At 40.1% G+C, this 11765-nt stretch carries 12 protein-coding genes; 5 read left to right on the top strand and 7 right to left on the bottom strand.

Annotation, left to right across the window (positions count from 1 at the left end; translation table 11 throughout):
• On the top strand, positions 1-329 hold a 329-nt coding region (locus AWH49_RS13555), incomplete at its 5' end, for a transposase (protein ID WP_211268378.1).
• A gap of 110 nt (positions 330-439) precedes the next feature.
• Here AWH49_RS13555 and AWH49_RS13560 read toward each other — a convergent pair.
• Positions 440-1027, bottom strand: a complete 588-nt coding sequence (locus AWH49_RS13560; RefSeq protein ID WP_063966152.1) for a hypothetical protein — start codon at positions 1025-1027, stop codon at positions 440-442.
• 103 nt (positions 1028-1130) lie between these two features.
• Positions 1131-1847: a glycerophosphodiester phosphodiesterase family protein gene (locus AWH49_RS13565; RefSeq protein ID WP_157723734.1), complete on the bottom strand. Its 717-nt coding sequence runs from the start codon at positions 1845-1847 to the stop codon at positions 1131-1133.
• Between the two features lie 243 nt (positions 1848-2090).
• Between AWH49_RS13565 and yfkAB the strand changes: the two genes are divergently transcribed.
• The 4 genes from yfkAB (at position 2091) to AWH49_RS13585 (ending at position 5299) form a co-directional block, all read left to right on the top strand.
• A complete protein-coding gene (gene yfkAB / locus AWH49_RS13570) occupies positions 2091-3218 on the top strand; it encodes a radical SAM/CxCxxxxC motif protein YfkAB (RefSeq protein WP_063966154.1) in 1128 nt (375 codons plus the stop codon).
• 4 nt (positions 3219-3222) lie between these two features.
• Positions 3223-4596, top strand: coding sequence for an aminotransferase-like domain-containing protein (locus tag AWH49_RS13575; RefSeq protein WP_063966160.1), 1374 nt, complete (start codon positions 3223-3225; stop codon positions 4594-4596).
• 18 nt (positions 4597-4614) lie between these two features.
• The gene (locus AWH49_RS13580) at positions 4615-4899 is read left to right on the top strand and encodes a DUF6509 family protein (RefSeq protein ID WP_018392904.1); all 285 of its coding nucleotides are present in this window, start codon (positions 4615-4617) and stop codon (positions 4897-4899) included.
• 220 nt (positions 4900-5119) lie between these two features.
• On the top strand, positions 5120-5299 hold the full coding sequence (locus AWH49_RS13585; protein WP_018392903.1) for a hypothetical protein: 180 nt from the start codon (positions 5120-5122) through the stop codon (positions 5297-5299).
• A gap of 176 nt (positions 5300-5475) precedes the next feature.
• Here the strand turns inward: AWH49_RS13585 and AWH49_RS13590 are convergent, their stop codons facing one another.
• The 5 genes from AWH49_RS13590 to AWH49_RS13615 all read right to left on the bottom strand — a co-directional run bounded on the left by AWH49_RS13590 (position 5476) and on the right by AWH49_RS13615 (position 11164).
• Complete coding sequence (locus AWH49_RS13590; RefSeq protein ID WP_063966155.1) at positions 5476-7095, bottom strand: nucleoside recognition domain-containing protein; 1620 nt, start codon at positions 7093-7095, stop codon at positions 5476-5478.
• Positions 7096-7105: 10 nt separating this feature from the next.
• Complete coding sequence (locus AWH49_RS13595) at positions 7106-8206, bottom strand: NAD(P)/FAD-dependent oxidoreductase (RefSeq protein ID WP_082862845.1); 1101 nt, start codon at positions 8204-8206, stop codon at positions 7106-7108.
• 128 nt (positions 8207-8334) lie between these two features.
• Entirely contained in the window at positions 8335-8604 is a 270-nt protein-coding gene (gene rpsN / locus AWH49_RS13600) for a 30S ribosomal protein S14 (RefSeq protein WP_063966156.1), read from the bottom strand.
• A 135-nt stretch (positions 8605-8739) separates the two neighbouring features.
• Positions 8740-9918, bottom strand: a complete 1179-nt coding sequence (locus AWH49_RS13605) for a GTP-binding protein (RefSeq protein WP_063966157.1) — start codon at positions 9916-9918, stop codon at positions 8740-8742.
• 766 nt (positions 9919-10684) lie between these two features.
• Positions 10685-11164: a hypothetical protein gene (locus AWH49_RS13615; RefSeq protein ID WP_063966159.1), complete on the bottom strand. Its 480-nt coding sequence runs from the start codon at positions 11162-11164 to the stop codon at positions 10685-10687.
• Positions 11165-11765: the final 601 nt, after the last annotated feature.

Genomic DNA, 11765 nt, shown 5'->3' on the forward strand with positions numbered 1-11765 from the left:
CTTCCGGCCCGAAGCAATGCCGGGACTGTCCGCTTTTATCGATGTGCACGCAAAGCCAGAACCGCATGAAACTGATCCACCGGCATGTGTGGGAAGGCTATCTTGAAGAAGCAGATCATCTGCGGCACACTCCGCAACATAAAGAAATCTATGCAAAACGCAAAGAAACGATTGAACGGGTTTTTGCGGACGCAAAAGAAAAGCATGGCATGCGCTGGACAACCCTCAGAGGACTGGGGAAATTATCCATGCAAGCGATGCTTACTTTCGCTGCCATGAACCTTAAGAAACTGGCAAGCTGGGCGTGGAAGTCTCTAAAGCCAGCTTGAGCAGGCCTGATCAAGCATACAAAAAAGACGAAGCCGCCTCAAATCAAAGATTTGAAAACGGCTTTGTCGACAGTCTGAAAGCACATCTGAAAAAGATGTGCTTTTTTTCGTTACATCACTTCGTTAATAACGAGCTGTTCTCCTTTCTCAACATACACGAATGTCACGCTGTCACCCTCAGTTAATTCTGCAAACTTGGCCATTGCTTCCCCGTCTGGATCAACCTGATAAGCAGCTGGGACTCCATCTACCTCAATTTCAACGGTATGAGGATCGGCCAATCCATTAAATGTGCCCGTTACTTCCTTTCCTTCCGTTACAGCTGGAGCTGGTTCTTCTTTCGGTGTTGTCGCAGTATCGACACTTTCCTGTGCATCTGATGGAGCTTCTTCAACAGCGTCACCGATTTCAGCTACTTTCTGCTCTACAGCATCCGCTGCATCATTCGCATTTTCTTGTAAATCTTGTGTTGCTTCATCTACTTTTTCAGCTGCATTTTCTATCGTTTTAGAAGCATCGCTTGCAGCATCATCCACCGCTGGCTCTGTTTCTTCTACTACCGGCTCTGTTTCTTCTGGTGTTACTGCTTCTTCAGCTGTATTTTCTTCTGGAACCGCATTTTCAGAATCAGCAGAACAGCCTGCAAGTACGCCACCTGTTAAGAGTGCAGCACCTATGAAACCTGTTATCTTATTCATTATGTAATTCCCCCTCATGTGTTCATATTTCAAATCATACTGTTTTTTTCCAGTAATGAAAAGCAATATGATTAAAAACAGCACAAATGAACTGTTTTGCCTATTAAAAGGTGAGAGCAAGCCACTTATGAGGGCAATCTGTCATAATCGTATCCACACCTAGATTACGAAGAATAGCTCTATTTCCTGTGTCATTCGATATCGTTACAGCCAGAGGTATATGTTGGTCTGCTGCTTGACGGCTGCCGCTTGAAAATAAAAATGGTGTTTCACAATGAATAGCATGTGCCTTTATTTTATTCATCATCTGTACGGCATTAGACGGTATTCCTGTACAAAGTAAAGCCGTCCCGATAAACGGGTCAAGGCGGCGAATTTTGAGCATACTTTTTAAATTGAGCGAAGAAAGAATAACGCGGTCTTCGAGACCGAACCTGTACAAGGCTTGCAATAATGTATTTTCCATCATCGTGTAGCCAATCACGTTGTTTTTCAGTTCGATGGATAAAGACATTTTTTCTTCTTCTGCCCATTCAAGCACCTCTTCCAGAAAAGGAATTTTTTCACCTGAAAACGTGGAATTTATACTTTTTCTAGCATGTAGCTGGCGAATCCCCGCGGCTGTGTAATTAGCAACTAAACCTGTCCCATCTGTCGTTCTGTTTACGTGTTCATCCTGAATGACGACTAGCTGCCCATCTTTTGTCATGTGTACATCAAAATGAATGCCACCTGCACCGCAATCTGCTGCTGCTTGGAATGATGCCATTGTATTTTCGGGGTAAAGACTTGATACTCCCCGGCGGGCCATAATTTTCATATATTCCCCCATCCTTATATCCATTGTACGCACCGAATATAAAGAAGATGTGAACTTAATGTATAGAAATCAACATAATTATGTATGAGAATTATGAACAAAGTGTGAATAAAATGTTCTCTTTCTTTACAACATCTTCGTTTTTTGAATGAATGTATTGAATTGTCACTATCACAATCTTTTTCTTTTTTACGAAAAGAAGGTATAATAAAATGTTGAAAGAAAAAAAGAGGTGTTTCACATATGAAAAAAGCGATTACTCCTATTTTTGATCCTTGGGAAAGTTATCTGGACATTGATCAATCTGGATCAATACAGCTTTCAAACATTGAATTGACAACGACGACATTATGCAATATGCGCTGTGAACATTGCGCCGTCGGCTATACATTACAGACGAAAGATCCCGACGCACTGCCTCTTTCACTGCTGTTATCCAAACTTGATGAAATCCCATCATTACGTGCGTTGAGCATTACGGGCGGCGAGCCGATGCTGTCTAAAAAATCCGTGCAAAATTATGTACTGCCGCTGCTTCGTTATGCACATGAGCGCGGTGTGTACACGCAAATGAATTCGAATTTGACGATTGATGCAGCGCGATACGAGCTGATTGCGCCGTATTTGGATGTTCTGCACATTTCGCATAACTGGGGAACCGTAGACGAGTTTGTGGAAGCGGGCTTTGCGCATATGGAGCGCAAACCGTCGTATAAACAACGAGAGCAGCTGTTTACACGGATGATCAATAATAGTCAAATTTTAGCAAGTGCGGATGTCTTAGTATCCGCAGAAACGATGTTAAATAAGCGGACGCTTCCTTATCTTGAGAAGATTCATCGTCAAGTTGTTGATGAGATGAGATGCGCACGCCATGAAATTCATCCGATGTATCCGAGTGACTTTGCAAGTGTCCTTGAATCTCTTTCACTTGATGACATGCGAGCAGCTATTCATCATCTGCTGGACGTAAGAGACCCAAATGTATGGATGTTGTTCGGCACACTTCCATTTTTCGCCTGCCATGAAGATGTTCGAGATCGGGAACTTGTCTATCGCCTGCAAAAAGAGCAGCACGTCACAGTACGAAACGATCCTGATGGGCGGTCGCGTTTAAATGTAAATATTTTTTCAGGTGATATTATTGTCACCGATTTTGCGGATGCTCCGTCACTTGGCAACATTCAAAAAAATTCATTTCAAGAAGCCTATGAAACGTGGACCGCATCAAAACTGGCCAAAGAAACGGGCTGCCATTGCTCCTCTGTCCGCTGCCTCGGACCGAATATTTTAGTAAAAAACGCCTATTATCCGGAGACTGATTTCACCAAACGGGCTGCATTCCTGGATTTAACGAACATTGGACAATGACAAAATGAAATCTAAAATGAAATCGGACATCGTTGCGGACTGGATTAAAGAGCAGATTAAGCTCGGTAAATGGGGCTCCGCCGGTTCGAAAATCCCGAGCCAGCGCGTACTTGCTGATCAATTTTCCGTCAATAGAAGCACCGTCGTGACCGCACTTGAACTACTGAAAAAAGATGGAATTATAGAAGGTGTCATGGGGAAAGGTACGATTATCGCTAACGATACTTGGTCTCTTCTCGCATCACTTCCAAGATCAAAAGATACACAGCCATCTCATCCCGTTGAAACTGGTATTATAGATTTAAGTAAAGGGGAACTGGCGGAAGATGTGTTTCCCGACGGATATTTAAACGATGTGCTCGCCCGACTGTCTGGCAAAATCCACTCACTAGGTTATGAGGAGCGTGGCGGTTATGAACCGCTCCGGGAAGCTGTTGCAGGATATATGACAAGGCAAGGTACTCCTGTCACTCCTTCATCCATTTTAATTGTATCCGGTGCCATGCAAGGACTTCAACTGATCGCCTCAGGGCTTATGGAACGTGGCGCCTCTGTTTTTTTAGAAGAACCCTCTTACCTATATTCCATTCATACATTTCAATCGCTTGGTATGTCTCTTACAGGCATTGAAATGGATGCTGATGGATTGGTCACGGCTGATTTGCAATCGAAATGGCGTCCAAATCATCCTAGTGCTCTCTATACGATACCCTGTTTTCATAATCCAACTGGTATCATGATGAGCGAGTCGAGACGAAAAGAAGTATTGTCATTTTGTGCTGCCCACCGCCTTCCTATTATTGAAGATGATGTTTACCGGGAACTCTGGCTCGATTCCCCGCCGCCGCCTTCATTAAAATCGATGGACACAAACAGCAATGTTTTGTATATCGGAAGTTTATCAAAGACATTAAGCCCTGGCCTGCGGATCGGTTGGGTTGCTGGTGCAGAACCAGTCATTGAACGCTTGGCTAATTTGAAAATGCAAGCAGACTACGGGACGAGTTCATTGTCGCAGCGTGTAGCCTCAGAATGGCTTGAAGAAGGATTATATGAGCATCATCTCGAATATGTACGGAAAGAGCTGTTAAAGCGGCGTCTAGAAGCATCTGCGTCTCTAGAACGCCACTTATCTGGACTAGCAGAATGGCGGATCCCGAACGGTGGCTTTTTTATATGGCTGAAATTAAAACAGGATATTTCAATAAAAGAATTATACACAGAAGCTGTAAATGAAGGCATTTTATTTCATCCGGGCAGTATTTATACAGAAGGGACTTCCCGTTCCATCCGTTTATCATATGGATACGCAGGACCCGCCCAGTTTGAAGAAGGAATCAGGCGGCTGAAAAAATGGATTATTACACTTTCTAAATAAAAAACAGGAGGCAACAACATGAATATTACTGATCATAAATTAGAAAAGGTCGCGGACCCGTTTGGCATTTTAGAAGGAGATCGGTACGAGTATCATCTTTTTGCGGCAGTTGATGAAGATGACGATTTATACTCTGCTGAAGGCTTTTACATTCGTGTCCTATATGTCGTAACAGAAACAGAGAAAAAGATAGCGGGCTTATTTTTGCATAATCGTGCAGATGACAGCGTGCTTGATTTTGAACTGGAAGATGATGAAATCGAACTTGTACAAGAATACTGTGACATACATTTAAACGCATAAACACATGTAAACCCCATCCACTTTTATAGGTGGATGGGGTTTTTAGTTGGCACTTATACTTGATTTTTCTGTGCTAACTCCACTTTCCTATATTTGTTTTGCTGTTTGAACATACTGATGAATCTGGTTGTAACAATGATACTTGCCATCTGTAAGCATAAAACCGATACTCACTTCATATACTAGTTCTTAATATTTAAAAGAAAGGAGACTTCACATTATGTCACCAATCGAACTTTTTGGATGGATACTATCAATGATTTTAGGCGTTATCTTTATTTGTTCTTTAGTTGCACTATATAAAGAACCGACCTCAGACACTGAAAATGAGAGATCCTTTGTACAATCGACTATTTCAGAGGATAAAATAAAGGATCGTCCTACAGTTAAGATTTATTAAATATAAGTACACAATGATTTTAGTTCAGCCATCTCCACCTTCTGCTTTATTCATCGTCCTAGTCGTTTTTCAGCTTCGTTTTAGCCAAGGTCTTTCCTTGGTTTTTTTTAGTTCAATTACTTATTGTGCATTTTATAGCTATTTTTCACCAATGACTACAAGATGGTGTGAATAACTTATTCATACATGGAAAAAAGAATGGAAAACAAGATAACGCTGACAATGCTCGTTGTCATTTGTTTTCCAGCAATCATAACTGCATCCTTCCAAGATAATTCTTTCATGATTTTCATTAGCGTTACTAAACAGGCTGTAAACGTACTGCAAAGGAAAACGGCGATAAATAATTCTCCAGGTGCCATTTGTTCCAAAACACTACCTGATCCTTGATTTAAAAGAAGTATCCCATCTTTTCGAAACAAACTTGCAACGAATGCCGGTGCAATTTCAGTAGATAAACCGCTCACTACTAAGAGCGGTGCAACGAAATTCTTTAAATAGTCCAACCATCCTAGTAACTCAAACATCGAAACAATCAAGCAAATGATTAGAAAGATCGGCATAGCTTGTAAAAGAAATTGGCTTATAACAGGCTTAATTCTAAACCATAAGATTTGCCCTGATGGCCATTGTAAAAAAGATTCCCGCTTTTGAAATAGAGGAACCATCGTTCGTCTATTCCAAATCTTCACATGAATAAGTGAAATCACGATCAATGCAAAAATATAAGGAATGATTAAAACGATATTCCCTGATGCCCCAAAGACAGAAAGTGTTGCTCCTAATTGATAGCTGCAGGCAGAACCGAATGAAATGACTGAAATACAATTCTTTCTTGTACATATATTACAGCTCCGGCTTGCTTGTATTGCGACGACATTACAGCCAAAGCCACTGATGATCGGAACAAGGTCTTGTCCAGTCAAACCAACTTTACGCATGAGCGGATCTAGCGAGTCCGTAATCCGATCCTTTAATCCACTTTCCTCGGTAATCGCTACGGCTAAACCAAACAGAAGCACAACTGGGAAAGCCCACATAAAGGAGTAGATCCCTAACGAAAAAAGTCCAAAATCCCCAAATAGCAAAGTTTTCAATGATTCCGGAAAAGTTGAAAACCAACTCTTCATGGGCCTGAGAATATTTAATCCTACGAAACCCTCTGCTTTTTTCGAAAATTGATATGCTAAGAAAATAGGTAACGCATAGATGCTTAGTACAGTAAAAAGAGCTAGGTAAGGACCAATTACCCTTTTTTGAAACAACGTTGGTGATTCTTTTACTTTTTGTATTGGCAAATTAGCTAGTTCATCGATTTCGGATGAAGTAACGAATCTAGCCAGTTGTATTACACTTTTTCCAACACTAGAATTGATAGTACGGGTATCCATAACATACAAAGGGAATTTCGTTTTCGCTTTAAAATCATGTAATGCTTGCAGCGATTCTCGATCCATTTTATCTTCAAATGTAACAATGAGTGCTACCGATTTATGATTAAATGAAAAGATTTTTTCTAATGCTTCAAGTTCTGTTTTAAAGTGGGTTCCTCTTACCACAAACCAAAGCTGATCTGCAGAGTCTGCCATTTTTTCTGTATACTGACTTGAGACAAGTTCACTTCCTAAGCGTATTCCCGGTGTGTCCACATACCTGATTTGTTCTTCTTTCACTTCAAAAACATTAGAAGTAGAGCCTTTTACATTCGATCCTTGAACTTTGACTTCCTTTGATACTAAACTCTTCAATAAGGTCGTTTTCCCTGATGATTCCAATCCTACTAATACAATCCTCATATCGATTCTCCTAGCATGCACAATCTTTTTCGCAACAAGATAAGTCATCTAAATACATAGAAGACTGTTTATATAACTGAAAAACGTCGGGATTACAGGACAGATGGTGATGAAAGAAGATATTCTCGGCAATAATCGCAAACCGTTGACGGAATTTATAAATAAAACAGAAGATCGTATTTTTTTGCCTTACACTCGGCCCAATTAAATAAACAGAAGGAGCAATTGTGGATTCATCCTTTTCGGTTAAGATCGGAAGCCCCTCTTCATTCCAGTCAAATAAATGCTTAAATTGTTTCGCGCCGCTCAAAAAACCTGTACAGATAATTGGTTCTCGGTCTGTTTCTACGACCTCACCGTCCTCAAATTGGACAAGATAACACTCCTTTGCCTCATCTTTTTCAATTGATAACGCCCTTTTGCTGGGATGTTCAACGATTCGATTAGACACAACAGGCGACTTGAGTCTTTCCCTCGTAAATGGAGATAATGTCCGGCTTGGATCGACTTCTTTGTCAAACCAAACATGCGCAGAGTAGTAAACATCAACCTGTCGGCCAGTTGCAGCTAGGTGATAGGCCGCATCAGCTGCACTTTCACCACCACCGATAATCATCCGATCTCCTTCAAGTTCTGTCCATGAAGTAACATCACCATAATGAATCCCATACGTAAAAGGCCGCTTTGGAAATTGGAATTCACCACAAGCAAGAATAACTGAATTTGAAAAGAATCCATCTCCGAGCTCACTTGTTTGCACCCAATATTTCCCCTCCTTTTTTTCCATTTTATAGACTGTTGTATTTTCACGAACTGGCAAATCATAGTACTCAGCGATCATAGCCAAATAATCACCATATTCCTCCCCTGATAAATGCTCCTTTCCAAATGTATAAGCCGGTGATGTATCTGGCAGAATTGCATTTAAATCCAAATGGCCAAATCCGTGGGCTGTAAAAGACGGGGTAATGAATTTTGTTTCTTTAGCCCATTGAAAAAATGTCGAACCAACTTGGTCCTTTTCTAAAATAATAAAATCTTTTATTCCATTTTGTTTGAGCAGCAAACCCATTCCAATTCCTGCTGGGCCGCCTCCTATAATCGTGATCAATTATGATCCTCCTCCTTTTTTATTATCTTTTGTAAAAATTCATCCACTTCTCAAATAATAATAATTACGATTTGAGAAGTGTAATGTTCTACTAATTGGATTCTTTTTGTAAGGATAGGTGAGTATTTTTACCAACTGGCTTTTTTTATTCCTGGTAATTGTCCCTTATGTGCTAGCTCACGAAAAGCGATACGCGACATGTTAAATTTCCGCATATATCCCCTTGGCCTGCCCGTTAATTCACATCTATTGTGAATTCTGGTTGGAGAAGAATCCCGAGGCAGCTTGTTTAGAGCTATAAAATCCCCTTTTTCCTTTAGTTCTTTGCGAATCTCTGCATATTGTTCAACCAACTTTTGCTGTTTTTTTGCTTTAGCTATTTTCGATTTTTTAGCCATTTTCATATCCTCCTCAATATAAAACGTAATTATTACGATTTAATTTTAAAAATTTTATGTTTATTTTGTCTCTTTGTACATGCTAACGTAATTATGACTCTCATCATTATTCCCCTCATTTATATTAAAGTTAGTTTAGAAACTTGGCAGTGGATCGTGAAAATTTGTCCACTCTTGAACAAGCTCCTCTTCAGTAAGTAAGCAGCTGTCTAATGTTTCGATCATTTGTTTTTGATCCATTCCGATACCAATAAGCACTAACTCAGTCATCCTGTCTCCATATTCCTCATCCCAGCGTGCTAATAGCTCAGGTTCTTCTTTTAAAATTTGCTGCTGTTCTTCTTCTGGATAAGCAGCAACCCAATCCCCCGCTCTCTCTATCGTTAAGGATGGACCCGCTTGAGAAAGCAAAACAGCGACATTGTTACGCGTTGCAAGCCAAAGAAACCCTTTCGCACGGACAACTTCGTCCGGCCATTCTTCGATCCATTTCATCAGACGATCGGGATGAAATGGTTTTTTGCTTCGATAGACAAATGATGCAATACCGTATTCTTCTGTTTCAGGGACATGCTCTTCATTAAGCTCTTTCATCCATCCAGCACTTTGACTTGATATTTCAAAATTAAATAATTGAGTGTTAAGCACCTGGTGCAATGAGAGCTGTGAATGGATTGTTTTGATTATATTTGCATCGGGATTTAAAACTTGAAGGATGGCTTTTAATTTAACTAAATGAGCTTTATCAACTAAATCCATTTTGTTCAGTATAATGACATTAGCAAATTCAATTTGATCAATGAGAAGATCGGCTATTTCTCTATTGTCTTCTTCATTGACAGCTTGCTTTCGATCCAGTAATGTTTCATCCGAAGCAAAATCCTGCCAAAATTGATTTGCGTCCACAACCGTTACCATTGTATCAAGGCGGCAAAATTTCGATAGATCAATGCCAAGACTTTCATCTATATATGTAAATGTTTGTGCAACTGGTATAGGCTCACTTATTCCCGTTGATTCGATGACAATATAATCAATGCCTCCCGTAGCAGCCAGCTTCTCTACCTCAAGAATTAAATCTTCACGAAGCGTGCAGCAAATGCATCCATTTTGCAATTCCACTAATTTTTCTTCTGTACGCGAAAACCCTCCTTGTTTAATAAGCGAGGCATCTATATTTACTTCGCTCATATCATTGACAATAACAGCTATCCTTTTTTGTTCACGATTTTTTAAAATATGATTTAATAGCGTTGTTTTCCCCGAACCTAAATAACCACTTAAAACGGTAACCGGAATTTTTCCACTTTCCACTACATTCACTCCTCAACAATAAATAAGAACGATTACGATTTAAAAGTTAAAAGCTTGTTTAATAGATGCTACTCATACATAATAAACCGTAATGATTACTATTTACAAGTTTTTTTAGAAAATTTATTTTAATTATTCCGATTTAATTGAATTATTAGCATCAAATACCCTGAAAAACCGTCTTAATCAACTCCAATTATACAAAAAATCCGCATATGAAAGAATCACATCCCCCGCTTGGTAACTGCATACTTTGCATATTCGCTCCAAGCCTTTGTTTTTTTCTAAACATAATCACTGTTATCCCTGTTGTTTTATCACAATTCACCTGTCCCATTTCCTTACGCAACCGACTGGCTCATAAACATACAAACCAGTCAGCGTATCACAGTAAGCTAAGTGTTTAATGATCCATATTGATATTCCCATTCTGTCACATCTCTTGTTACGAGTAAAAGACTCTATACCGATTAAAATATTTACGTTAGAGGAATTATGGCCATCGTCAAAAAAAAACGCGTCAGCTTGTACGTCAGTCGCTGAAAAAAGCAGTTGTTGAACTGTCAGATGTAAAACCACAGGATTTTTTAGCAACAGTGGCAGATCTAGCAATTGCTTTGTCATTTCAAGTATACCTTAGCGGATTGGAACTGTTCGATCCCTTCATCATCCAGTCACTTTTCATGCCGATCAATGATTTTTTAACCATGGGCTATTTGTCTTGACTCATTCCGCCGAAGCGGCAGACGCTTCGGCCGCGCTTGTATTACAGCCATTCGGGTTCCTCCTTTCTTTTTCTCGGATGATGTATTTCATCACCCGCACCCCGGCAAGTCGGGCACAGCGTATGTTGTGTCCCTGGCACATCCATCAATAAATAACCGAGCCCGTCACACATCTTACACGGCTCTACAAATGATATATCTTCTTTAGTTTCTATTACATCGGTTGAGTTGTACTGCTCAAATGTCTCTGATATTTGCGATGGAGGTTCCGCTACTATCGTTTCTTTCTGTAATTCTTTTTGCACTTCTTTAATAAGATCTTTCGCCAGTTCCTGTATTTTCTCTGTTGGTTCTTTTTCGTTGACAGTTTCCAGTGATGGCTTCCTTTCCTCGTTCTGCAGCTGACTAAAGACGATAATTGCATCCCACATCTTCACAATGTCATCTTCTGAAATATACACATGCGGCGCATCCTGCATCATACGTTTGACATAACGTTTTTTAAATTGGTCGTACATCATATGCCTACATCCTTCCAAGTCCCGCCACAGTGGGCGCAAACGGATAGCTTTTATATAGTTTTGCCTGTTCTGCTATCCATTTATGCGTGTCATGCTCATACGTCGCACTTTCATCAATCCGCTTCGTAAACGTCCAGAATCTCTCCTATTTCTACATTCACAAAAACGGCAATGTCTTTCCCTTTTCATGATAACGCCAGCACTTTTTCAACATCGGAATATCTTTCTTTTTCTCTGGTTGATTCCCGTACCACCTCCTTCCTTTCTTTTTTAGTTGATACCGAAACCTTCGACCACCATTTTAACCTTCTCTAATCCCAAGCATCTGTTGTCCTCATATAAGATTGGTAATTAAATCACCTGTTAGTTCATAATTTGAACAACTTTACTGTTATTTATCATTGTAAGTAAAAGGCTTTATTTTTACTTAACTCACTTGGGAGCGTCAAGAATTTTGTGTAAATGACGTAATCCCTTTCCTTATAGCCAGTCATTTAGTCTGTTGTTTTGAACCTGGCTGCGAGCTCCGCACGTGCTTGATCGAAACCGATATGACATCGTGTAGCGCAGCGTTGGTTGTATTCTTCGGATCGTGAAACAA

It is taken from the genome of Domibacillus aminovorans (assembly GCF_001643235.1).
GTDB classification, from domain to species: Bacteria; Bacillota; Bacilli; order Bacillales; family Domibacillaceae; genus Domibacillus; species Domibacillus aminovorans.